Source organism: Rothia sp. QJM3NY_36 (assembly GCF_056173115.1).
In genome coordinates this window covers 283,379-307,078 of sequence record NZ_CM149658.1, presented here as the reverse complement: position 1 = coordinate 307,078, position 23,700 = coordinate 283,379, and the positions used below count along the sequence as shown (strand labels likewise).

At 71.5% G+C, this 23,700-nt stretch carries 19 protein-coding genes; 6 read left to right on the top strand and 13 right to left on the bottom strand.

Annotated elements, in window-relative coordinates; genetic code table 11:
- Window position 1 precedes the first annotated feature (1 nt).
- Together AC0VXQ_RS01345 and AC0VXQ_RS01340 are read left to right on the top strand one after the other, a co-directional pair.
- Window positions 2-1,105, top strand: a complete 1,104-nt coding sequence (locus tag AC0VXQ_RS01345) for a FecCD family ABC transporter permease (RefSeq protein ID WP_081046311.1) — start codon at window positions 2-4, stop codon at window positions 1,103-1,105.
- Window positions 1,102-2,121, top strand: a complete 1,020-nt coding sequence (locus tag AC0VXQ_RS01340) for a FecCD family ABC transporter permease (RefSeq protein ID WP_081046310.1) — start codon at window positions 1,102-1,104, stop codon at window positions 2,119-2,121. The genes AC0VXQ_RS01345 and AC0VXQ_RS01340 overlap by 4 nt, the downstream gene beginning before the upstream one ends.
- A gap of 29 nt (window positions 2,122-2,150) precedes the next feature.
- Here AC0VXQ_RS01340 and AC0VXQ_RS01335 read toward each other — a convergent pair whose 3' ends face one another.
- Together AC0VXQ_RS01335 and AC0VXQ_RS01330 are read right to left on the bottom strand one after the other, a co-directional pair.
- Entirely contained in the window at window positions 2,151-3,134 is a 984-nt protein-coding gene (locus tag AC0VXQ_RS01335) for a magnesium and cobalt transport protein CorA (protein WP_058731004.1), read from the bottom strand.
- Window positions 3,135-3,142: 8 nt separating this feature from the next.
- Complete coding sequence (locus AC0VXQ_RS01330; RefSeq protein WP_058731003.1) at window positions 3,143-4,432, bottom strand: adenylosuccinate synthase; 1,290 nt, start codon at window positions 4,430-4,432, stop codon at window positions 3,143-3,145.
- A 135-nt stretch (window positions 4,433-4,567) separates the two neighbouring features.
- On the opposite strand from AC0VXQ_RS01330, the gene AC0VXQ_RS01325 reads away from it, so the two are divergent.
- Entirely contained in the window at window positions 4,568-5,671 is a 1,104-nt protein-coding gene (locus AC0VXQ_RS01325; RefSeq protein ID WP_058731002.1) for a polysaccharide pyruvyl transferase family protein, read from the top strand.
- Window positions 5,672-5,833: 162 nt separating this feature from the next.
- Here AC0VXQ_RS01325 and AC0VXQ_RS01320 read toward each other — a convergent pair whose 3' ends face one another.
- Window positions 5,834-9,700, bottom strand: coding sequence for a S8 family serine peptidase (locus tag AC0VXQ_RS01320; RefSeq protein ID WP_058731001.1), 3,867 nt, complete (start codon window positions 9,698-9,700; stop codon window positions 5,834-5,836).
- A gap of 221 nt (window positions 9,701-9,921) precedes the next feature.
- Here AC0VXQ_RS01320 and AC0VXQ_RS01315 point away from each other — a divergent pair, with 221 nt between their 5' ends.
- Entirely contained in the window at window positions 9,922-10,338 is a 417-nt protein-coding gene (locus tag AC0VXQ_RS01315; protein ID WP_061225582.1) for a DUF4870 domain-containing protein, read from the top strand.
- A 62-nt stretch (window positions 10,339-10,400) separates the two neighbouring features.
- Here the strand turns inward: AC0VXQ_RS01315 and ald are convergent, their stop codons facing one another.
- The 8 genes from ald to AC0VXQ_RS01275 form a co-directional block, all read right to left on the bottom strand.
- Entirely contained in the window at window positions 10,401-11,492 is a 1,092-nt protein-coding gene (gene ald, locus AC0VXQ_RS01310; RefSeq protein WP_058730999.1) for an alanine dehydrogenase, read from the bottom strand.
- A 150-nt stretch (window positions 11,493-11,642) separates the two neighbouring features.
- Window positions 11,643-12,062, bottom strand: coding sequence for a DUF3151 domain-containing protein (locus AC0VXQ_RS01305; protein ID WP_058730998.1), 420 nt, complete (start codon window positions 12,060-12,062; stop codon window positions 11,643-11,645).
- A gap of 126 nt (window positions 12,063-12,188) precedes the next feature.
- A complete protein-coding gene (gene fbaA / locus AC0VXQ_RS01300) occupies window positions 12,189-13,214 on the bottom strand; it encodes a class II fructose-bisphosphate aldolase (RefSeq protein WP_061225581.1) in 1,026 nt (341 codons plus the stop codon).
- A gap of 274 nt (window positions 13,215-13,488) precedes the next feature.
- Window positions 13,489-14,181, bottom strand: coding sequence for a hypothetical protein (locus AC0VXQ_RS01295; RefSeq protein ID WP_129357965.1), 693 nt, complete (start codon window positions 14,179-14,181; stop codon window positions 13,489-13,491).
- A gap of 127 nt (window positions 14,182-14,308) precedes the next feature.
- On the bottom strand, window positions 14,309-14,482 hold the full coding sequence (locus AC0VXQ_RS01290; protein WP_165596165.1) for a hypothetical protein: 174 nt from the start codon (window positions 14,480-14,482) through the stop codon (window positions 14,309-14,311).
- Window positions 14,483-14,796: 314 nt separating this feature from the next.
- Complete coding sequence (locus tag AC0VXQ_RS01285) at window positions 14,797-15,438, bottom strand: TrmH family RNA methyltransferase (RefSeq protein WP_224799814.1); 642 nt, start codon at window positions 15,436-15,438, stop codon at window positions 14,797-14,799.
- A 115-nt stretch (window positions 15,439-15,553) separates the two neighbouring features.
- A complete protein-coding gene (gene pyrE, locus AC0VXQ_RS01280; protein ID WP_375542987.1) occupies window positions 15,554-16,150 on the bottom strand; it encodes an orotate phosphoribosyltransferase in 597 nt (198 codons plus the stop codon).
- Window position 16,151: 1 nt separating this feature from the next.
- Window positions 16,152-17,417 (bottom strand): chloride channel protein, encoded by a 1,266-nt coding sequence (locus AC0VXQ_RS01275; protein ID WP_058753771.1) that lies wholly within the window; start codon window positions 17,415-17,417, stop codon window positions 16,152-16,154.
- 199 nt (window positions 17,418-17,616) lie between these two features.
- On the opposite strand from AC0VXQ_RS01275, the gene AC0VXQ_RS01270 reads away from it, so the two are divergent.
- Entirely contained in the window at window positions 17,617-18,642 is a 1,026-nt protein-coding gene (locus AC0VXQ_RS01270) for a hypothetical protein (RefSeq protein ID WP_475528824.1), read from the top strand.
- Window positions 18,643-18,699: 57 nt separating this feature from the next.
- Here the strand turns inward: AC0VXQ_RS01270 and AC0VXQ_RS01265 are convergent, their stop codons facing one another.
- The gene (locus AC0VXQ_RS01265; protein WP_064725000.1) at window positions 18,700-20,367 is read right to left on the bottom strand and encodes an SLC13 family permease; all 1,668 of its coding nucleotides are present in this window, start codon (window positions 20,365-20,367) and stop codon (window positions 18,700-18,702) included.
- 139 nt (window positions 20,368-20,506) lie between these two features.
- On the bottom strand, window positions 20,507-21,913 hold the full coding sequence (locus AC0VXQ_RS01260; RefSeq protein WP_064725001.1) for an anthranilate synthase component I family protein: 1,407 nt from the start codon (window positions 21,911-21,913) through the stop codon (window positions 20,507-20,509).
- Between the two features lie 221 nt (window positions 21,914-22,134).
- Here AC0VXQ_RS01260 and AC0VXQ_RS01255 point away from each other — a divergent pair, with 221 nt between their 5' ends.
- On the top strand, window positions 22,135-23,691 hold the full coding sequence (locus AC0VXQ_RS01255; protein ID WP_058730612.1) for an FMN-binding glutamate synthase family protein: 1,557 nt from the start codon (window positions 22,135-22,137) through the stop codon (window positions 23,689-23,691).
- Window positions 23,692-23,700: the final 9 nt, after the last annotated feature.

The window sequence follows — 23,700 nt, the reverse complement described above, 5'->3', positions numbered from 1 at the left end:
GATGAAGTCACCCCATCTCACCTCGGCGGACGCTGCGATCCGCGCCACGAGAGGGACACCGGACCCCTCCTCCGGGCGCCGTCGGGGCGGGTCCGGGCGCCTGCTCCTGGTGGTCCTGGCGTCGGCGGCGGCCCTGTTCGCGCTGTTCGTCCTGAGCCTCGCCCTCGGCTCCCGCACCATCCCCTTCTCCCACACGCTCGCCGCCCTCCTCCACCCGGATGGCGGCACGGAAGCGCTGGTGATCTGGCACCTGCGGATGCCCCGGGCCCTGGCCGCCGTCGTGGTCGGGGTGGGGCTGAGCGCGGCGGGGCTGGTGATGCAGGCCCTGACGCGCAACCCCCTGGCCGAACCGGGGATCCTGGGGGTCAACGCCGGGGCATCGGTGGCCGTGGTCCTCGGGGTCGTGCTGGCCGGCGCGCACGACGCCGCGGGGTACGCCTGGTGGGCGCTGGCCGGTGCCGCCGCGGCCGCCGCGGTGGTGTTCCTGCTGGGCCGCGGCGGGACCGGCCCGGCCTCTTCATCCGGGACCGCCACCGGGGGCTCCTCGCGCCTGCGCATCGTCCTGGCCGGCACGGCCCTGGGCGCCTCGCTCGGCTCCGTCACCGGCATCATCACGATGGTCGATTCCGCGGCCTTCGACGCCCACCGCTTCTGGGTGGTCGGGTCTCTGGCCGGACGGGATATGGCGACGGTCGAGGCCACCGCACCCTTCGTCCTGGTGGGAGCGGTGATGACGCTGATCCTGTGCGGTCCGCTGAACGTGCTGCTGCTCGGCGAGGACTCCGCCGCCGCGCTCGGGGTTCGGGTGGGTCCGGTGCGCGTGCTGGCTCTGGCAGCCATCACCCTGCTGGCCGGGGGCTCCACCGCCCTGGCCGGTCCGGTGGCCTTCGTCGGACTGGTCGTCCCGCATGTGCTGCGCCTCCTCCTGGGACCGGATCTGCGTCGCCTGATGCCTCTGGCCCTGGTGGCCGGTCCCTGCCTGGTGCTCGCCTCGGACATCGTCGGGCGGGTCGTGGCCGCGCCCGCAGAGATCGCCGTCGGGGTGGTCACCGCGTTCCTGGGGGCGCCGACCCTCCTGTGGCTCGTCGTGAGGGGACGCTCATGAGCCGCGGCATGTGGCAGCGTGCGGCCACCGCGGTCGCCGTGATCGGCATCCTGCTCACGGCCGCCGCCACGCTGGTGTTCGGCACCTACGACATCACCCTCGATCGGGTCTGGCAGACCCTGACCGGCGGCGGCTCCCCCATGGACCGCCAGATCATCCTGGAGCAGCGCCTGCCCCGCCTGTTGGCCGCCCTCGTGGTCGGCGCCGGATTGGGGGCCGCGGGAGCGGTGTTCCAGACCCTCTCCAGGAATCCCCTGGGCAGCCCGGACATCCTGGGGTTCACCACCGGTTCGGCGACGGGCGCCCTCATCGTGTCCCTGGTGCTCCCGGGGATGCGCTCCGGGGAGGCAGGCGCCGAGGCCGGCGGTCTCGGCATCGGCGTCGGCGCCGTGCTCGGCGGATTCCTCACCGCCGCCGTCGTCCTGCTGCTGGCCCGCCGCGAAGCCTCCGTGGGCTCCCGGCTGATCCTGGCCGGCATCGCCATCGCCGCTCTGCTGTCCTCCGTCAACGACTACCTGCTGACCAGCGCGGATCTGGAGGAGGCGGAGAGCGCCAAGACCTGGCTGTACGGCTCCCTGAACGCGCTGCGCTGGCCGGACCTGACCGGGCCGGGACCGGCGATCCTGCTCCTGCTATTCGCGCTGCTGCTGGGACGGCGGCAGCTGCGGATGCTGGAGCTCGGGGAGGACATGGCCGGGGGTCTGGGCGTCCCGGTGCGCCGCACCTCCCGGGTGCTGATGATGCTGGCCGTGGGGATCACCGCGGCGGCCATCGCCGTGGCCGGTCCCATCGGCTTCCTGGCGCTGGCGGCGCCGCAGCTGGCGCACCGCTGGTGGCGCACCGCCGGCCTGACGGTGGGCACCTCCGCCCTGCTCGGCGCGGGGATCCTCGCGGTGGCGGACTTCCTCGCCGCCCGGCTGCTCTCCCCCTTCGAGATCCCCGTGGGGCTGGTGACCGGGGCCCTGGGCGGGGTGTACCTGCTCTGGCTGCTGCACCGCGAACGCGAGCGCCTCTGAGCCCCACGGCGCGGCAGGTCAGCCGGCTGCTACAGCCAGTCCTTCTTCTTGAACACGCCCCACAGCACGGTGCACACGGCCACCATGAGCCCGAGCGCCCCGTAGTAGCCCCAGCTCAGGTCCAGCTCCGGCATGTGCTGGAAGTTCATCCCGTAGATCCCGGCGATGATGGTCGGGGCGATGAGGATCGCGGCCCACGCGGACATCTTCTTCATCGCGTCGTTCTGGTCCTGCGCCACCAGGGTGGCCTCCACGGTCAGGGCGTTCTGCAGGGCGGCGCGCAGCCCGTCCAGGTGGTCGGTGGCGCGGATCGCGTGGTCCTTCACGTCCCGGAAACGGGGAAGGAGGGTCTCGGGGGTGCCGTACTTCTGCGCCCCGCGCATCAGCAGCTCCATCATGTAGTTCAGCGGTCGGGTGGCCCGCTGGAACTTGACCACCTCGTTGAACAGCTCGTAGATGCGCTGCGAGGACTTCTCGTCACCGGAGAACAGGTTCTCCTCGATCTCGTCGAGGTCCTCGTCCAGCTCCACCAGGATCGGCTCGTATTCGTCCACGACGGCGTCGAGCAGCTGGTAGAGGAAGCACTGCGGATTCGCGGCCTCCTCCCCGGAGCGGCGCAAGGCGCGGCGCACCTGGTGCACGGCCCGGTGCCGGTCCCGCTTGCCGCGGGTGATGGCCAGGAAGTGGTCCGAGCCCACGAACAGGTGGGTCTCGCTGACCTCCAGCTTCTCCGCCCGGTCCCGGTAGGCCACCGGGTGCAGCACGAGGAACAGGGTCTCCCCGTAGCGCTCCAGCTTGGGCCGCTGGTGGCCCTCCATCGTGTCCTCCACCGCGAGTTCGTGGAGGTTGAGCACGCGGGCGGCCTCGTAGATCTCCTGTTCGTCCGGGTGGTCCAGGACCATCGTCAGGCACCCGCCGTCCTGCTCACCCCAGACGCGGAAGGCCTCGTCGGAGTCCTCGACCTCCCGGACCCGGCCCTCCCGCCCGACGACGGCGGCGTACGCGAGCGTCATCGGCCGCCTCAGTCCTCGATCAGGTCGCGCACGACGATGGTGTTCTCCCGGTCCGGGCCCACCCCGATCGCGGAGATGCGGCAGCCGGACAGCTCCTCCAGGGCCTCCACGTAGCGCCGGGCGTTGGCGGGCAGATCCTCCAGGGTCTTGGCCCCGGAGATGTCCTCGGTCCAGCCGTCGAAGTGCTCGTAGATGGGGGTGGCGTGGTGGAAGTCGGTCTGGGTCATCGGCATCTCGTCGTGGCGCACGCCGTCCACGTCGTAGGCCACGCACACGGGGATCTGCTCGATGCCGGTGAGCACGTCCAGCTTGGTCAGGAACAGGTCCGTGAACCCGTTGATGCGGGCGGCCTGCCGGGCCAGCACGGCATCGTACCAGCCGCAGCGGCGGGGGCGCCCGGTGTTCACGCCGTACTCCCCGCCGGTCTTCTGCAGGTAGGTGCCCCACTGGTCGAACAGCTCGGTGGGGAAGGGTCCGGCGCCCACGCGGGTGGTGTAGGCCTTCTGGATGCCGATGACCCGGTCGATGCGGGTGGGCCCCACTCCGGAGCCCACGCAGGCGCCGCCGGCGGTGGGGTTGGAGGAGGTCACGAAGGGGTAGGTGCCGTGGTCCACGTCCAGGAAGGTGGCCTGCCCGCCCTCCATCAGCAGGGTCCTGCCCTCGTCCAGGGCCTGGTTGAGCAGGAGGGTGGAGTCCACGATCATCGGCTTGAGCCGCTCGGCGTAGGAGAGGAAGTGCTGCACGATCTCCTCGGCCTCCACGTGGCGGCGGTTGTAGACCTTCACCAGCAGCTGGTTCTTCTGCCGCAGGGAGCCCTCCACCTTCTGGCGCAGGATGGACTCGTCCATGATGTCCTGCACGCGGATGCCCAGCCGACCCACCTTGTCCATGTAGGCCGGGCCGATGCCGCGCCCGGTGGTGCCGATGGCGCGCTTGCCGAGGAAGCGCTCGGTGACCTTGTCCATGGTCTGGTGGAAGGGGGCGACCAGGTGGGCGTTGGCGGAGATCCGCAGCCGGGAGGTGTCCGCACCGCGGGCTTCCAGCCCGTCGATCTCCGCGAACAGGGCCTCCGGGTTGACCACGACGCCGTTGCCGATCACAGGGGTGGCGTTGGGGCTGAGGATCCCGGCCGGCAGCAGCTTCAGCTCGAACTTCTCGCCGCCGACCACCACGGTGTGTCCGGCGTTGTTGCCGCCGTTGGGCTTGACGACGTAGTCCACGCGCCCGCCGAGCAGGTCCGTGGCCTTGCCTTTGCCTTCGTCGCCCCACTGGGCGCCCACGATGATGATTGCTGGCATGTCGAGAGAAGCTCTTCCTGGTCGGGGTGAGGCGCCCGGGCCTGCGCGGGCGCCGTCGTCGGGACGACGGCGAGCGGGCGCCGCCTCCCAGGATACCCGGTGCGCCCAGCGTGGGCGCCGGTTAGCCTGGTGTGCATGAGCTTCCTCGATGCCGCGCCGCGGGCCGCCGAGTCCATCCACCTCGTCTCCTGGGCCGGGTGGCCCAACTTCGGGGACGAGCTGATCGCCGCCCGGTGGCTGCGCTTCCTGGCCGAACACCGCCCGGAGGCGGAGGTGTGGCTGGACGTGCGCCACCCCGGCACGGTCTCCTCCCTGCTGCGCGGCCTGCACCCGCGGCTGCACGTCACGGACACCCTGTTCCGCGCCCTGGACGTCGCCGAGCACACCGCGGACCGCACCGTCGCGGACCTGGTGACGCACCTGGGCTCCCCGCACTTCGACTCCGGCCTGCTGGACCTGCGCGAAGCCGGCACCCTGCATCTGCTGGGCGGCGGCTACGTCAACGGGTACTGGTCCCGCAACGACGGGCTCGTGGAGGGGATGCGCGCCGCCGCCGAGATCTCCGGAGCGAAGCTGGTGGCCACCGGCCAGGGCATGATGCCGCTCGGAGCGGAGCTGTTCGAGGGCTTCGACCACGTGGGGGTGCGCGACCGGCCCAGCGCCCGCGCCCTGGGCATCGAGCGGGGCTACGACGACGCCTACCTTCTCGAGAATCCCCCGGCCCCCGCGCTGGACGGGGCTGAGCCGCGGGAGCTGTGGGTGTGCGTGCAGAGCGACGCCCTGGATCCCGACGCCTTCGAGCGGCTCATCGCCTGGACCCGCGAGCAGATCCGGGCCCTGGGCTTCCCCCGGGAGCGGGTGCGCTACGTCGAGGCCATCCCCGGGGACGACTACGCCGGCTACGAGCGGCTGAAGGATCTCATCGCCGAGGACGGCTTCCTGCCGTTCACCGCCTTCTGGCGGGACGGCTTCGACTTCGGTCCGCACCAGGTGTGGCTGAGCACCCGCTTCCACCACCACCTGGTGGGGGCCCTGCACGGGGCGCGCGGGATCGCCCTGAACGGGCACGGCGGCTACTACGACGTCAAGCACGAGTCCCTCCGGGACCTGGGCACCCGCTGGCTGCTCAGCGACGGCGACCCGTCCCGCCTGCACCGCCTGGAGGAGCTGCGCCGCCCGGCGGACTTCTCCGCGATCTGCGCGGCCAAGGTCCAGGAGGCCCGCTCGATCTACCGCTGAGCCTGCGCGCACCCGAACGCCCGAACGCCCGCGGCAGCGGCCCGGAGCCGGCGGCGGCTTCAGCCCTCTCGAGCCTTCCGGGAATGCGACGAGACCGGCCCGCCCGCCCGAACCCCCTGATCGGGGGCCGGACGGACGGGCCGGTCTCGCGCGGTGCGGGCCTCAGCGGTTGCCCAGCACCTCGTGGTCGTAGCGGTAGAGGAAGGCCGCCATCTGACCGCGCTCCACGGAGGCGGAGGGACGGAACGTGCCGTCGTTCCAGCCCTTGGCGATCTTCTGGTCATTCATCCACGCCACCTGCCGGTAGAACACGTAGTTGGTGCTCACGTCCTTGAACGGGGACTTGGCCGGCGGGGTGTAGGCCGGGGATCCGGCCATCCGGTACATGAACGCCGCCATCTGACCCCGCTCCACCGAGGCGGAGGGACGGAACGTGCCGTCGGGCCACCCCGTGGTGATGCCCTGCGAGGCCAGCCAGCTGATCTCCTTGTAGAAGACGTAGTTGGTGCTCACGTCCTTGAACGGGGACTTGCTCGGCGGGGTGTAGGCCGGGGACCCGGCCATCCGGTACAGGAAGGCCGCCATCTGTCCGCGCTCCACCGGGGCGGAGGGACGGTAGGTGCCGTCCGGCCATCCGGTGGTGATCTTCTTGGTCGCCAGCCATGCGATCTCGTTGTAGAAGGGGTAGGAGGTCGGCACATCCTTGAAGCGCGGGTTCTCCACGACCTCGGTCTTCCCGCTCTTCACGGTCAGCACCTGGGCGCGTCCGCCATCCTCGCCCTGCTTGATCCCGGAGAGATCCCCGGTGCCGTTGTGCAGGTGCAGGAACAGGGCCTGGGCGTCCTCCGCGGAGCCGCGGGTGACGCTCAGGGTGCCCGGCTCATCGCTGAGCAGCACGGAGTTGATCCTCTTCGAGGAGTCGAAGGCGACCTTCGGCTGGTTGGGCTTGAAGGTGATCGCGTCCGTGGAGTCGATCGCGTCGCTCTGAGCGTAGGAGAAGGTGGACACGGCGTAGCTGATCGACAGATCCTTCTGCGCCGGGTCCAGACCCATCTTCGTCAGGTCCACCGGCAGCACGATGGCGTTGGTGTCCATGGTGTTGGTGTCCGTGTCACCCCAGGAGCCGTTCAGCGGCTGCTGATCCGTGTACACGATGTTGCCCGCGCCGTCGCGCTGCAGGCTGTTGCCGACCACGCGGACCAGCCCGACCAGCGGGTAGTCCAGGCCGGTGGCCCGGGTGGTCACGACCACCCAGTCCGGGCGACCGTTGCCGTCGGTGTCCAGCAGCACCTGGAATTCGCTGCTCGGCATCACCGAGACGAGGTTGCCCCAGGTGGAGATGCCGATGGCGAGCTTGCCGTCCTTCACCGCCGTGCCCACGTACTGCAGGTCCAGGGCCTGAGTGGACGGGGCCGGCAGGGAGGTGGACTGCAGCCGCGGGGAGCTCGCGCCGAGCTCGAAGGCGCCCAGGGCGGAGCGGTAGCCGCCCTGGTTCAGGGCCGTCCCGGCCAGGCTGACCTGGGTCTGGGCGGTCTTGGCGTCCTTGAACTCGATGGCGTTGGCGTCCACCTTCATGTCCGAGACCGGCTTCGGGGCGATCTGCAGCGGCAGCCGCAGGTCCTGGCCGTTCTCGGAGAGCACCAGCCGGCCGGAGAGGCTGCCGATGTACTGGCGGGCCTTGCCCAGCTGGATCTTGGCCTGGGCCGGGTCCTGGGTCTTGACCAGGGCCTTCGGGTCCACGGTGGCCGTCACGGTGATGGTGGCCTTCCCGCCGGAGCCCACCGAGACGGTGGGATCGTAGGAGAAGGAGACCCCGGGCATCTGCGTGGTCCCGGCGAAGGAGACCACGTAGGTGTGGGCCCGGTTGCCGATGTTGTCCACGGTGATCTTCCGGGTGAACCTCTGCACGCCGCCGTTGGTCTTGGCCTCGGTGACGCCGAAGCTCTGGCTGACGATGTCCGGGCGATCCGCGTTGTAGACGATGACGTCTTGGTTCACGGCCCGCACCGCATCCACCCGGCCGGACCCGACCCGCTCCACGGACTCCGTGGTGCCGTTGGCGTTCTTGACGTCGTGGGTCGCGGTGTTCATGATCGCGGCCTTGACGTTCTGCGGGGTGTAGTTCCGGTGCTTCTGCCAGACCAGAGCCGCCACCCCGGAGGTGTGCGGGGTGGCCATGGAGGTTCCAGTCATCACCTCGATGCCGTTGCCCGAGCCCACGCCCGCGGAGGCGATCGAGGTGCCGGGGGCGGCGACGTCGGGCTTGGTGTACCCGGCCGAGCCGTGCTCGCCGCGGGAGGTGGAGGCGTTGGAGTAGTCCTGGGAACCGCTGTCCACCCGGCCGGCGCCGATCATGCCCGGGCCGACCTTGATGCGCAGGGTCCCGGCCTTCGCCGCGGCGTCCACCTTGTCCGCGGAGGCCTTGTCCAGGCGGATGCCCGGGATCCCGGAGTTGCCGGCGATCCCGGCGTCCTCGACCGTGACGTCGCTGGTCAGCACCACGCCCTTGGCCCCGGCGTTCTGGGCGTTGTCGAAGCGGACCTTGGAGCCGCAGGGGTACTGCCCCGTGGCGTCATCGGCCCAGTCCAGGTACACCCACTTGCCGGCGAAGTCCTGCCCGGTGAAGGGCTGGCAGCCGTACTTGTTGGCCTCGGGCACGGTGGTCACGGTGCCCTCCAGCTGCTCCGGCTTGGCGGCCGTGTAGTCGAAGGACTGGCTGTAGGAGCCGGTCACATCGCCCTTCACATCCTCCGGGGCCAGGACCTCGGCCTGGTCCACGGCCACGGTGGAGCCGATGGAGTTGGCCACGGTCAGGGCGGAGGTGGCGCTGCCCGGGCTGCCGGCGACGTCGTAGGAGTCCCCGGCGTTGCCCGCGGCGATCACGGAGAGGACCCCGGCCCGGTTCAGGGCGTTGACGATGTCGTTCTCCGGGTCATCGGCGATGCCGAAGTCCGAGCCGATGGAGATGCTCGCGATCTGCGCGGCATCCGAGTAGTCCCCGTCCCCGTTGGGATCCAGGGTGCGGTCCAGGGCGGCGCCGACCAGATTGGTGGAGCCCTCGCAGCCGAAGACCCGCAGCGAGGTCAGCTTGGCCTCGGGGGCGGTGCCCGGTCCGATCTTCATGGCCTTGACCTCATCCGCGGTGAGCTTGGAGTAATCCCCCGTGAAGGTCTTGCCGTCCTTCGTCACCCCGTAGCCGCCGGCGGTGCCCGCGACGTGGGTGCCGTGCCCGGCGGCCTTGCAGTCCAGCGGGTTGGCATCCGGCTGCGGGACGGAGGTGGCCAGGCGGGCGTCGTAGGCGTCACCGGCCAGGTCGTAGCCGGAGATGACCTTGTTCGGGTCGATCAGCCCGGAATCCTTCGTGGGGAAGGTCTTCAGGTCCTTGGCCTTGGCGTAGGCCTCCTGGGTGCCCGGTCCGCCGAAGTCCGCGTGGGTGTAGTCCAGGCCGGTGTCGATGACGGCGATGGTCACGTCCTTGCCGGTGACGCCGGGGTTCTCCCAGGCGCTCGCGGCGCCGGTGTCCACATCCGCTCCGGCGTTGACCCGCTCCTTCGGGATGATCTTGGAGATGCGCTGGACGTCGTCGCGCTCGGCGAGCTTCTTGATCTGGTCCGCATCCCCCTGCATGGCCACCCCGCGCAGGGCGTTGTGGGTGGTGTAGAGGACCTGGGAGCCGGAGTCCCCGGCCATCTGCTGGCCGGTGGCCTGGACCTGGCCGGCGATGGCCTGGACCTGGCTGGCGCGGTTCTGCAGCTCTCCGCCGACGCGACCGCCGGCCTGGGTGGCCTCGAAGGCGCTGACGCCCTTGAGCTGGACGTACACGGCGATGTTCCCGTGGGCCTGGGCGACGTCGTCGGCGAGGACCGGGGAGGAGGAGCCTGCGGACAGCGAGGTGTCATCCGGGGCGCTGCCCTGGATGGTCTCGGCGAAGGCTGGCAGGCCCGAGGACAGGGCCAGCGTGAGCCCGAGTGCCGCCGCCGCGCAGGCTTTCGCGCTGCGGCGGGACCCGGAGAGGAATCGTGGAGACATCGACGTTCCTTCGGTGCGAGGGATGGGGGAGGCCCCGCCCTGACGAGCGGAGATTTCTCTAACATGTCCTACGGATCACGTGAGGTCAAGCACTTCCCGTGAAGTTCCTGTAAATCTTCCTATGTGTCTCCCGGTCGCCGCCGGATCTGGGGCAGGATGGACGCTCCCCCGGCGACGCCATCGACCAGAACATCCACCAGAACCGACCCGTGAGGATCTCCGTGACCCAGCAGCCGCAGCACCAGCCCTACGCCCAGCAGCCCGTCCCCGAGGCGCCGAACGTGCGCGTCCTGGCGGTGCTCTCCCACCTCTCCTCGCTGCTGGGCCTGGTGATCTCGGTGGGCACACTGAGCTTCCTGGGGCCGCTGATCTTCTGGTTCGTCTACCGGGACCGACCGGAGTACGCCTTCGTGCGGGCCTGCTCCGCAGGGGCGTTCAACTTCAACCTGATGCTGTGGCTGGTGAACATCGCCGCGGGCATCCTGGCCCTGGTGACCCTGGGCATCGGCCTGATCGCGGCCGTGCCGATCTGGGGCGTCACCTCCCTGGCCGCGATCATCTTCCACATCATCGGGGCCGTGCAGGCCCACCGCGGCGAGGTCTTCCGCTACCCCCTGCAGATCCGCGTGCTGCGCTGAGGCAGGAACGGGGCGCGGGCCGCGATGGGCCCGCGCCCCGCACCTTCGGCTGAGTTCGCGCCTCAGTCCGCGGCGGCCAGATCCGGGTAGGCCTCGGCCACCCCGGCGCAGGTGATCCGCCCGTCCCGGGCGTTCAGCCCCGCGGCCAGCCCGGCGTCCTGCACCAGGGCCTCCTCCACACCCTCGGCCAGGCGCAGCGCGTACGGCAGGCTGGCGTTGTTCAGGGAGGCCGTGGCCGTGCGCGGCACCGCGCCCGGCATGTTGGCCACGCAGTAGTGTCGGATGCCCTCCACCTCGAAGATCGGGTCCTGATAGGTGGTGGGGTGGGAGGTCTCGAAGCAGCCGCCCTGGTCGATCGCGACGTCGATCAGCAGCGTCCCCGGCTTCATGATGCCCAGGTGCTCCCGGCGCACCAGCTTGGGGGCGGCCGCGCCCGGCACCAGCACGGAGCCGATGACGACGTCGGCCTCGCGCAGCTCCCGCTCGATGGTCGCCGGGTTCGAGGCGAGCACCCGCGCGGTGGCGCCGAACAGCTCGGTCAGCTGCCGCACCCGGGGCAGGTAGGCGTCCAGGATGGTCACCTCCGCCCGCAGCCCCACGGCCAGCTGGGCCGCCTGGGTGCCCACGACACCGCCGCCGAGCACCAGGACCCGCGCCGGACGCACTCCGGGGGTTCCGCCGAGCAGGATGCCGGGCCCGCCCTCGGTGCTCAGGGTGTGCTGGGCGGCGGCCTGGGCCGCCAGGCGCCCGGCGATCTCGGACATCGGCGCCAGCAGCGGCAGGGCCCGGCCCTCGCGCACGGTCTCGTAGGCGATCGCTGTGGTCCCCGCGCTCAGCAGGGCCTCGGTCAGCGGCCGATCCGCGGCCAGGTGCAGATAGGTGAACAGGGTCAGGTCCTCACGCAGGAACCCGAATTCGGAGGCAATGGGCTCCTTGACCTTGACCAGCAGCTCGGCCTCGCCCCAGGCCTCCTCCTGGGTGGTCAGCCGCGCCCCGGCCCGCTCGTACTGCTCGTCGGTGAAACCGGAGCCCTCTCCCGCGCCTCGCTGGATGAGGACCTCGTGTCCGCGGTCGGCCAGGGCGTGCACGCTGTCCGGCGTGAGCCCGACCCTCCGCTCGCTGGGCTTGATCTCGGTGGGAACACCGATGCGCATGGGAGCATCCTCCGGTTGGTCGTGGGTCTCGGATGGGGATGGCCCACCACGTCGTGGTCCGCACCACCATCATGACACGAGGTGCCGATCACACCGAACAGGAGCGCGCTCCGTGTCGGGCATCCGGAGCCGCCCACCCGGTCCCCGGCCTCAGCCGGCGAGGTGCTCCCTCGCGGTCGGGTCGGCGTCGTGCAGGAAGGCCTCGATGCGGTGGGCCTCATCCTCCTCGCCGATGGCGGCGGCGGCCTGCCCCAGCAGGTGCAGGCAGGTCAGGAAGCCGCGGTTGGGCTCGTGGGAGTACGGTACCGGCCCGTGGCCCTTCCAGCCGTGGGCCCGCAGGGCATCGAGACCGCGGTGGTAGCCCACCCGGGCGTAGGCGTAGCCCTCCACGAGGTACCCCTGCTCCAGGGCGTCGCCGGCGATGACGGACCAGGCGAGGGAGGACTTCGGGAAGGCCTTCACCAGGTCCTCGCCTTCGTCGCCGGCCTCGATGCGGACCCGCACCTGCGGCTCCTCCTCCAGCAGGGTGGGCTCGGGGGCGTCCAGCAGATTCTTTCCGGCCAGGGACATGGCGGCTCCTCACGTGCTCGCTTGCGGGGTTGACGGCCAGCCTATCCCGCCCGACGCGACGACGCCGCCCCCGGGTCCCTTCCGCGGGGGAAGGGCCGGGGGCGGCGTGGACTGCGCGGGATCCGCTTACTTCATGCGGGTGCCGGCGGAGCCGAGGTTCTGGCAGGCCTCGACCACGCGGTCGGCCATGCCCTCCTCGGCCTTGGCGCCCCACACGCGCGGGTCGTACATCTTCTTGTTGCCGACCTCGCCGTCGATCTTCAGCACGCCGTCGTAGTTGGCCAGCATGTGCCCGGCCACCGGACGGGTGAACGCGTACTGGGTGTCGGTGTCCACGTTCATCTTGATGACGCCGTAGGAGACGGCGTCGGCGATCTCCTGGGCGGTGGAGCCGGAGCCGCCGTGGAAGACGAGGTCGAAGGGCTTGTCCTTGCCCAGCTTCTGCCCGACCTCGGACTGGATCTGCTGCAGCAGCTCGGGGCGCAGCTTCACGTTGCCCGGCTTGTACACGCCGTGGACGTTGCCGAAGGTCAGGGCGGTCATGTAGCGGCCCTTCTCCCCGTTCTGGCCCAGCGCGTCGATGGTCTTCAGGGCGTCCTCGGTGGTGGTGTAGAGGGAGTCGTTGATCTCCCCGACCACGCCGTCCTCCTCGCCGCCGACGGCGCCGATCTCCACCTCGAGCACGATGTGGGCCTTGCCGGTGCGCTCGATCAGCTCGGAGCCGATCTTGAGGTTCTCATCCAGCGCGATCGCGGAGCCGTCCCACATGTGGGAGTTGAAGATCGGGTCCTCGCCGCGGGCCACGGCCTCCTCGGACTTCTTCAGCAGGGGCAGCACGAAGCCGTCCAGCTTGTCCTTGGGGCAGTGATCGGTGTGCAGGGCGATGTTGACGTCGTACTGCTGGGCGACCTCGCGGGCGAAGGCGGCGAAGGCCAGGGAGCCGACGACCATGTCCTTCTTGGAGGCGCCGGACCAGTAGGCCGCACCGCCGGTGGAGACCTGGATGATGCCGTCGGACTCCGCCTCGGCGAAGCCGCGGATCGCGGCGTTGAGGGTCTGGGAGGAGGTCACGTTGATCGCCGGGTAGGCGAAGCCCTTCTCCTTGGCGCGGTCGAGCATCTGCGAGTAGACGTCTGGGGTGGCAATGGGCATGGCAGGCTCCTTCTTCGACGACGTGCGCGCCAGCCGGTCTGGCGGTGCGCCTTCCGAGCGGTCCGGTGCTCGTCCCCCGTCAGCGGTGGGTGCGCCGTCGCTCGCTCGGTCCTCAGTCTACCAACGGATTGCGTGTGATCCAGAGGGTTTGGCCCGGTGTTTCGGAACCGAACCCACAGAAACCCACATCCGCGGCGTCGCCCCCCCCCGGACACGGGGGCGCCCGCCCCGGCCCGTGATGGGCCGGAGCGGGCACCCCTTCCGGGTTCCCGGATCAGTAGGGCAGCGAGTACAGCTGCTGATCCGCGGCCCGGGGATCGCGGTCATCGTCCCCCAGGAGCAGGAACATCCGGTGCTGCTCCCCAGCAGAGTCCCGATAGGACAGGGTGTACCGGCCGGAGGGCAGCTGCGGGAGCACCCCACCCTCCAGGACCGCCGCGGTGGGTCCATCCTGCTTCCAGGTGGTCCCGGCATCCACGGTCACCGCATTGCCGGTCACGGAGTCCCGATAGGTGATGTCCACCTGCGGGTTCTGCTCGACCACCTCGGCCGCGGTCCGCGGATCCACGGCCCCCACCGTCAGGGACTCGAGCCCGATCTGGCGGACGGGCACCCCGAGGACCCGGGTCTGGTGCGCGTTCTCCTCCGTCATGACCGGCTCCAGGTCCGCGCCGTTGGAGTAGACGGTGCCCATCTCCAGCTGCGGGGCGGAGCTGGGCTTACCGTCGGGGTCCAGGTAGATGGGCCCGCCCGCGGCGCCCTCGGCGAACTCAGGGGTCACCGGGCCGCGGATCTGCACCATCTGATGGCCCAGGTCCTGGGCGATCAGGGGGTGCTCGGAGAGGTCCAGGACCCCGTCCTTCACGGGGAAGACCTGGGTCTGGCCGCAGGTGCCGTCCCCGATCTTCACGTCGTACTGCCCATCCGGGGCGTTCACGAGGGTCGAGTCCCCGGCCCCGGCGGGCACCTTCACCTCGAACTTCGGGGAGGAGACGCCGTTCTGCTCGAACGCGCCGAACTGACCGGCCGGGTGCGGCAGCGTGAAGGCCGCCGGGGCCGTGCCGTGGCCCTCCAGCCACTGACCCTCGTTGGGCTCAGCCCCCCGGGGAGCCGGCGTCGGTGGGCGCCTGGCACAGCCCCGTGCCGCCGGCGGGGGCGGCCTGGGCCGGGACCGCGGAGGCCCCGAGGACGCCGATGCCGAGCATCGCGGCCGCCGCCGCGGAGGCGATGGTTCGTCGAGCGGACTTCTGGGTGTCACCGGTATCCATGGATCTCAGCTCCTTATGTTAGGGATTCGCTTTGATTCGCCCCATGGATCGAGGTTGCGATTTCACGCTATCGACCCCGCCGGGGTCGACAAGAGCTCGCCTCGAAATCCCCGGTATTTTTTCGCTGCACCTCGGAAACAGACTCCTGACCTGCGGATATAGCGACGCTCAGCGAATCCATATGCTGAGATGCGCGCTTTCTTCCGGCGCGTTCGGAGAATGTTCGCCTTTTCGTGACCATCGCGCGCAGAGGTCACGGATCCATCACTTTTCCTTGCGCGATCACGCATCGCGGCGCGCCGTCACGGGCCATCTCAGGCGGAAGGGGCCGGACCTTCCGGATGCTGGCCGAAGGCGTGCCTGCGGATCCAAGCGTGCATGGCCACGGCCGCCGCGGCCGAGGCGTTGATGGAGCGGGTGGAGCCGAACTGCGCGATGGACAGCGTGGCCTGCGCGGCTTGCTTCATCGGCTCCGACAGGCCCGGACCCTCCTGCCCGAAGACCAGGACGCACTCGCGCGGCAGATCGAAGGTCTCCAGGGGTACGGAGTCCGGGAAGTTGTCGATGCCGATCACCGGTAGCCCGGCCTCCTCGGCCCAGGCCCGGAACTCCTCCACCGTGGCGTGGTGGCGCACGTGCTGGTACCGGTCGGTGACCATGGCCCCGCGCCGGTTCCACCGGCGTCGCCCCACGATGTGCACCTCACGGGCCAGGAAGGCGTTGGCGGTGCGCACCACGGAGCCGATGTTCAGGTCGTGCTGCCAGTTCTCGATCGCCACGTGGAAGCCGTGCCGGCGGGTGTCCAGCTCCGCGACGATCGCCTCGGTGCGCCAGTACCGGTACTGATCCGCGACGTTGCGCCGGTCCCCCTCGGTCAGCAGCTGCGGGTCCCACTGCGGGCCCTGCGGCCACGGCCCCTCCCACGGACCCACGCCGACGACGTGCCCGGGCGGGATGGTCGCGGAGTCCTCCGGGGCCGCGGGACCGGAGTCGGAGGCAGCGGTCTCGGGGGAAGCGGCGTCGGCCGATGCGGCGTCGTCGGGCGCGCTCGGATCCCGGTCGGTCACCGGGTCAGTCGTCCAGGCCGAGCTCGGACTTGGAGTAGGCGTACAGGCAGGGCACGCCCGCGGCCTCTTCGATCCGCTCCTTCGCTCCCGTGGCGCGATCCACGATCACGGCCACGGCCACCACGTTGGCTCCGGCCGCGCGCAGCGCCTCCACCGCGGTCAGCGCGGAGCCGCCGGTGGTGGAGGTGTCCTCCACGACCACGACGTCGCGGCCCTCCACCGAGGGGCCCTCCACCTGGCGCCCCATCCCGTAGGACTTCTGCGCCTTGCGCACCACGAAGGCGTCCACCGGGCGGTCCTGATCCCCGGCCGCGCGCATGATCGCGGTGCCCACCGGGTCCGCGCCCATCGTCAGCCCGCCGGCCGCGGCGAACTCGATGCCGTGGCGGTCCAGCAGGTCCAGCATGACCTGGCCCACCAGGCGGGAGGCCTCGTGGTGCAGGGTGATGCGGCGCAGGTCCACGTAGTAGTCGGCCTCCAGCCCGGAGGCCAGGGTGACCTTGCCGCGCACCACAGCGAGCTCCACGATGAGGTCGCGCAGCCGCTCACGGGCCGCGTCGATGGACGGGGTCTGGGACAGGGAGGAAGTCATGGCGCCCATTCTACGGGCGGGGGCCCGTCTCCGTCCCGGTCTCGGCCCGGGTCGTCACCAGGCGGGCGCAGGCGTAGGCGACCGCCACGGCCAGGACGATGGGCAGGAACGCGGAGGCCGGCTGATCGGTGAAGCCGATGGTCAGCAGGATCGCGGTCAGCGGGGCGTTCATGGACACCGCGAGGAAGGCGGCGGCCCCCAGCAGCGCCCACGGGGTCGGATCCGTTCCGGGCAGGGCCAGCGCCGCCAGATCCCCCAGCAGCGCACCGGCCACCGCGCCCAGAGAGAACCCGGGGGTCAGGGTGCCGCCCACCGCCCCCGCTCCCAGGGTGGCCAGGATCAGCAAGGCCTTGACCCCCAGCAGCACGGCGGCCGTGCCGGGGGCGCCGCCGTCGTAGGCCCACTGGGCCGCGGCCAGGCCGTTGCCCAGGGCCTGCGGCAGGGCCAGGGAGACCGCCCCGGTGAGCAGAAAGGCCAGCGGCAGACCGAGCAGCTGGCGCCAGCCGGTCAGGCGGCGGGACTGCACGCGCGCGACGACGCGGCGGAAGCCCAGCGCGGGCAGGGCCAGCACCAGCCCCACCGCCACGGCCGCCAGCAGCACCGGCCAGCTCCCCTCCAGGGCCTCGACCCGGTAGAAGGGCAGCGGGGAGACGGTCAGTCGGGCGACGATCGTCGCCAGGGCGCAGGTGCCCAGGGCCAGCACCGCGCAGTCCAGGGTGAAGGAGGCCAGCAGGATCTCCAGGGCAAAGCCCGCCCCGGCCAGGGGCACGTGGTACACCGCGGCCAGGCCCGCCGCCGCCCCGCAGGCCACCATGGTCCGCCGCTGCGCCGGGTCCAGCCCGAGGGCGTCCCCGATCCGCCCGGCGAACAGCGCGCCGATCTCCCGGGGAGCCACCTCCCGGCCGATCGAGGCCCCGCCGCCCACGGCGATCACCTGCGCGAAGGAGTTGACGATCCCGCGCAGCATCGGGGGTCGACGCCGCACCGGGGTGTCCCCGGCGACCATGCCCTTCACGGACTGCACCGGCGGCTGCGGGCGGCGCAGCAGCCACCACAGCAGGGAGACCACGGCCCCGACGATCAGCAGAGCCAAGACGCGCCGAGGGCCGTCCACCTCGGAGTACGGGTCCGTGTAGGGGCTCGCGGCGGTGCCGAAGCACAGGTGCTGCACCGCGTGCAGGGTCCAGGACATCGCCGCCCCACCGAGGCCGGAGGCGACGCCGATCAGCACCATGGCGAGCAGGAGGCGGGGGCGGAACACGGGGGCGGCGGACACGAGCGTCATCCTATCCGCCCCGACCCGCCCCACTCCTTCGCCGCGCGCCGACCGGCGGACCGCACGCACCGACGTCGACCCCGGACCACCCCCATGGTCTGCTGTGGCCTTGCTCACTATGCTCGGAGTCATACCGCCTCCCGGTGAGGCGGGGCCCCCGGCGCCGGGCCGGGCGGCCGAGCGGACATCGGATGAGGAGATGACCACGATGACCCAGCGGCACCAGCCCACCACACACCGACTGCCCACCGGCCGCCGACGCGCCGTCGCGATGACCGCGCTCGGCGTCGCCGCCCTGACCCTGAGCGGGTGCGGCTCGAGCGGGACCGACGCCGATTCCTCCCCGGCTCCCACCACCGCCGCCGCCAGCGCCGCGACCGGAGGGACGGCGTCGGGGACGACCTCCCCCGCGCCGAGCGGCGAGCCCACCGGGGCCACCGCGACGAGCAGCGCCCCGGCGGATGCGGCCCTGTCCTTCGACGGCACCGCACCCCTGCCGGTGACCGCGGACCAGCTCGGCGCCGCCGGCAGCCGCGGCTCCATGTCCCCCAACGGGCTGGGCAGCCCGGAGCAGACCCTGCGCACCGCCGACGGCGGCACCGCCCCGGACGGGACCTACCAGGTCTCCGTCGGGGATGGGCGCGAGGGCGCGACCGCCGAGGTGCAGGTCCGCGGCGGGGTGTTCTCCCTGGAGCAGGACGCCTTCTCCACCCTGCTCGCGGACAAGATGAACTACATGGTGCAGGTCCGGGGTCCGCTGGACGCGCAGGGCGGGGTCCCCGCCGAGCCGGAGATCCTCCTCGGCGCGGTGCAGTACCAGATGGGCAGCGACCTGCCCGGTCCCACCGGCAACGCCCGGAACATCACCGGGGTCCCGACGGTCCAACAGGGCTTCTCCGAGCTGCCGATGGGGCAGGTCGAGGGCGGGGCCGCGACCGGCCAGATGGACACCTCCGGGCTGAGCGTGCCGCGGGCCGGGTACGTGGACGCGGCCACCGGCCGGCGGATCTCCGGCACCATCCAGGGGCTGCGCTGGTCCACCACCGCCGACGGCGCCCCGGCCCTGACCGGGGAGGGACTGAAGCAGCTGCGCTCCGGGCGGTACACGTTCACCTACAGCGATGCCGCCGGGGCCCAGCACCACTTCTTCCTCTTCGTCACGGGCCAGGAGGCCGGGTCTCTGCGTAGCCCGCTGTACTCCCTTCCCTACGCCGGGCAGGGGTAGCCGAGGCCGGGCCGGCGGCCCGGGCGCCGCGGGACCAGGTTTCAGAGGAACCAGGGTTCAGAGGGAGAAGACCCAGACCGCCAGGGTCATGGTGGTCGCGGTGACCAGCACCAGGAAGATCAGGTTCAGCCAGAATCCGCCCTTGACCATCTGCCCGATGGTCACGTAGCCGGAGCCGTAGGCGATGGCGTTCGGCGGGGTGGCCACCGGCAGCATGAAGGCGCAGGTCGCGGCCAGAGCCACGGGGATCGCCAGCAGCATCGGCTCCAGGCCCATGCCCATCGCCACCCCGCCGGCGACGGGCAGGAAGGTGGCCGCCGTCGCGGTGTTGGAGGTCAGCTCGGTGAGGAACAGGACCAGGCAGGCCACCAGCGCCACGATCAGCACCACGGGGATCCCCTCCAGCCCGGCCGCCTTCTGCCCGATCCACTCGGTCAGCCCGGAGGAGGTGAACTGCCCAGACAGGGCCAGACCGCCGCCGAACAGCAGCAGCACGCCCCACGGCAGCTTGACCGCGGTGTCCCAGTCCAACAGGCGCACGCCCTTCTTCGCCCCGGCGGGCATCAGGAACAGCAGCACCCCCACCGCGATGGCGATGCCGGCGTCGGAGATCGACGCCTCCTTGCCCCAGATCAGCGGCACCCCGATCCACGCGGCGGCCGCGAGCACGAAGATCACCAGGACCCGCATCTCGCCGCGGCTCATGCGCCCCAGCTTCTGCATCTCGTGGCGGATCAGCTCCCGGCCCCCGGGGATCTCCTTGATCTCCGGACGGAACAGCACCTGGGTGAGCATGAACCAGCAGATCACCAGCCCGACGACGGCCAGCGGGACCCCGACCAGCATCCAGTGCCCGAAGCCGATCTCGATGCCGTGGGTGTCGGCCATGTAGCCGCGCAGCAGCGTGTTGGGCGGGGTGCCGATCAGGGTGGCCAGGGAGCCGATGGAGGCGGCGTAGGCGATGCCCAGCATCAGGGCGGTGCCGAAGTTGGACTTGATGATCTCCCGCTGCGCCTCGTCCTGGGGTTCGCCCGGCTCCCCGCCGAAGCCGGGCTCCTCCGCGGCCTGCCCCGAGTCCGCCTGCCCCTCGGCGTCGGCCGTCGAGGCCGAGGCCGTCTGCTCCTTGCCGATGTTCAGCACCAGGGTCAGCACGGAGACGCCGATGGGCAGCATCATCACGGCGGTGGCGGTGTTGGAGACCCACATGGACAGGAATCCGGTGGCGATCATGAAGCCGGCGACCATCGCGGAGGGCCTGGTGCCCATGACCTTCAGGGTCAGCAGCGCGATGCGCCGGTGCAGGTTCCACCGCTGCATGGCCAGGGCGAGGAGGAATCCGCCCATGAACAGGAAGATCACGTTGTTGCCGTAGGAGGCGCCGACGTCGTCGAACTTCACCCCGTCCTCGAAGATGGGGAACACGATGAGCGGGATCAGGGCGGTGGCGGGGATCGGCAGGGCCTCGGTCATCCACCACACGCCCATCAGCACGGCGACGGCGCCGGTCAGCCGCGCGGAGTCCGGCATCTGATCGGCGGGCAGCAGGAACCAGACCAGCACGGCGAGCACGGGCCCGCCGATCAGGCCGAGCAGGCGCTTGGTCCGCTCGCCGCGCTCCACGGCGGGGCTGCGCTGACCCCGGGAGAGCTGCACCTGGCCGATGGCCTGGGTGGGGTTCGGTTCGTAGCTGCGCAGGTGATCCCCGGTGACGTGCGGATGCTCCATGGCGGCGGACCTGGCCTTCCTCTCGACGCTGAGTGATCGGTGCCACCGACCCTAGCCGTCCCCCCGCCGTGTGACCCACTCGTGACGACGCCGCGCCGAGCCGCGACGGACGCTTCGGGGCGGGTAGCTGGGATCCGCGTCAGCCGATCCGCCAGCCCGGGGGCAGCGGGGCGCGCAGCTTGGCGAGCATCTCCTCGTATTCGGCCGCCGGGTCCGAGTCCGCGACGATCGCTCCGCCGGCGCCGATACTGGCCGTCGTCGCCTCCGGGTCCTCGCCGCGGGTCAGCACGAGGGTGCGGATCACGACGGCGAGGTCCGCCGTCCCGTCCGCGCCGATCCACCCGAGGGTCCCGGAGTAGATCCCGCGGGCCCGGCCCTCCAGCCGGTCGATGATCTCCAGGGTCCGCGGTTTGGGCGCCCCGGTCATGGACCCGGGCGGGAAGCACGCGGCCAGCAGGTCCGCCGCGGTGCGCCCGGGGCGCAGCCTCCCGCGCACGGTGGAGACCAGCTGGTGGACGCTGGCGTAGGTCTCCACCCCGAACAGCACCGGCACCCGGATGCTGCCCGGGCGGCAGACCCGGGAGAGGTCGTTGCGCATCAGGTCCGCGATCATGAGGTTCTCGGCCCGGGTTTTGGGGTCGGCGGCCAGGGCGCGGGCGCAATCCGCGTCGACCTGCGAGTCCGCGCTGCGGGCCGCGGTGCCCTTGATGGGCTTCGCCTCGCACCACCCGTCGGCCGCGACCCGCAGGAACCGCTCGGGTGAGGAGCACAGCACCGCGAAATCCCCGCCCCACAGGAAGGCCGCGTGCGGGGCCGGATTCGCCCGGCGCTGGGCGAGGTAGAGGCCCAGGGCCGTCGGCAGGCTCAGCGGTCCCGCCAGCGGTGCGTGCGTCTCGGCGGTGAGGCAGACCTCGTAGGAGTTCCCCTCGCGGATCTCGGCCAGCGCGGCGCGCACGGCGGTCTCGTACCCGGTGCGGTCCGGGGCGGGCAGGACGACGTCGGCCCAGCGGCCCAGGGCTGACGGTAAGGCCGCCTGCGGCTCTGCTCCATCGACGGCGTCGCGCACCGCATCGGCGATCCTCCGGACCCAGGCGGGGTCTCCGACGGCCCAAGCGCGCCCCGTGCGGTGGTCGACCAGGACGTGGCGGCGCACCCGCACCCACCAGGAGTCCGGGGTGGGCGCCGCGCGCGGGGGCCGGGAGTCTGCGCGGAAGTCCTCCAGATCCGCCGCGGCCTCGTACCCGAAGAACCCGACCTCTCCGCCGTGCAGGGCCGGAGCGTCCTCCGGCAGCCCCGGCACGGGCGCGGGAGGCTCCTGCGGGGCGGGTACGGCGAAGCCCGCTCCGGTGCGCAGATCCTCGGATGCCGCAGCACCCAGGGCGCTCCACCCCGATCCCGTGGCGGAGGTGTCCAGCCACCAGGCCACCCGCTCGACGTCGGCCGGGGAACCGGCGGGTGAGGGCCCACGGTCCAGGAGGATGATGGGCGCCAGCTCCTGCGCGCTCAGGCCCGTGGGCAGCTCATGCGCCCGGACGGCGTCGCTCACCGCCCGCGACCCGCCGCGATGGCGCGACCCTGCGGGGTCGGTTCCCCGCGGAGGACTGCGAAGACCCGCGGCGGGAAGGGGCGCGGTGCCATGGTTCCTCGCTTCCTGGGGGGTGGGTCGGGAGTCCCTGCGATCCTACCGACGGCTCGGCCGGGCCCGCGGGCATAGGCTGAAGCGCAGCACACATACTGCCGCTATCCACCACTTCAGGAGGAGCCCCCATGGCCTCGCTCTCCCGTCGCATCGTCCGCTCCGCAGCCGCCGCCGGCGCGGCCGGACTCGCAGGCCTGGCCGTGCGGGACGCCCTGCAGCCGCGCCACTCGATCCTGCGCACCTTCCCCCTCCTGGGCCATGCCCGCTTCGCGATGGAGCGGATCCGCCCGGAGATCCAGCAGTACTTCATCGAGAGCAGCTACGACGGTCGACCCTTCGACCGCGACACCCGCTCGATGATCTACCAGTACGCCAAGGGCCTGGGCGGGGAGCAGGCCTTCGGCACGGAGCGGAAGGTCCTCCAGCCGGGACAGGACTACCTGCGCCACACCATGTCCCCCGTGCCCGTGATGGAGGAGGAGCCGCGCCAGCGCCTGGGCGGACCGGACTGCACCCGACCGTACGAGATCTCCCTGTTCAACATCTCCTCGATGAGCTTCGGCGCCCTGTCCGCCAACGCCGTGCTGGCCATGAACAAGGGCGCCGCCCTGGGCGGGTTCTCCCAGGAGACCGGGGAGGGCGGGCTCAGCGAGTACCACCTGGAGCACGGGGCGGACATCATCTGGGAGTTCGGCTCCGGGTACTTCGGGTGCCGCACCGAGGAGGGACGCTTCGACGACGAGGTCTTCGCCCGCAAGGCCGCCCTGCCGCAGGTCAAGGGCGTGCTCATCAAGATCAGCCAGGGCGCCAAGCCCGGGATCGGCGGGGTGCTGCCGGCGTCGAAGGTGACGCGGAAGATCGCGGAGACCCGCGAGGTCCCGATGGGCCAGGACGTGATCTCCCCCGCCGCGCACCCCGAGTTCTCCACGCCGCGCGAGCTGCTGGAGTTCGTGGACCGGGTGCGACGCGGGGCCGACGGCAAGCCGGTGGGCATCAAATTCTGTGTGGGCTCGCGCATCGAGGTGCTCTCCCTGTGCAAGGCCATGCTGGACACCGGGATCACCCCGGACTGGATCACCGTGGACGGCTCCGAGGGCGGCACCGGCGCGGCACCGGTGGAGTACGAGGACTCCGTGGGGGTGCCGCTGACGGACGGGATCATCATCGTGCACAACGCCCTGGTGGGTGCCGGGCTGCGGGACCGAGTCGCGATCGGGGCGGCCGGGAAGGTGGTCGGCGGGGCCGACGTCGTGCGCCGGATCGCGCTGGGCGCGGACTTCACCAACTCCGCGCGCGGGATGATGATGGCCACCGGGTGCATCCAGGCGCAGCGGTGCAACACCAACCGCTGCCCCTCCGGGGTGGCCACGCAGGATCCGTGGCTCTCCCGCGGGGTGGACGTGGAGGACAAGGCCCAGCGGGTGCGGGCCTATCACGCGGGCGTGATGCGCTCGGCCCGGCGCATCCTCGCCTCGATGGGGCTGTCCGATTTCAAGGATCTGGGCCCGGAGCACGTGATGCACCGGATCGACTCCACCCACACGCAGTCCTACGAGGAGCTCTACGACTGGCTCGAGCCCCGTTCCCTGGTGGAGGGCACGGCCCCCGAGTTCTGGATGCGCCGCTGGGAGCGGGCGGATGCGGACAGCTTCGCGGTGCCCCGCCGCCACCACTCCCGCAGCTGAGCCCCCGGG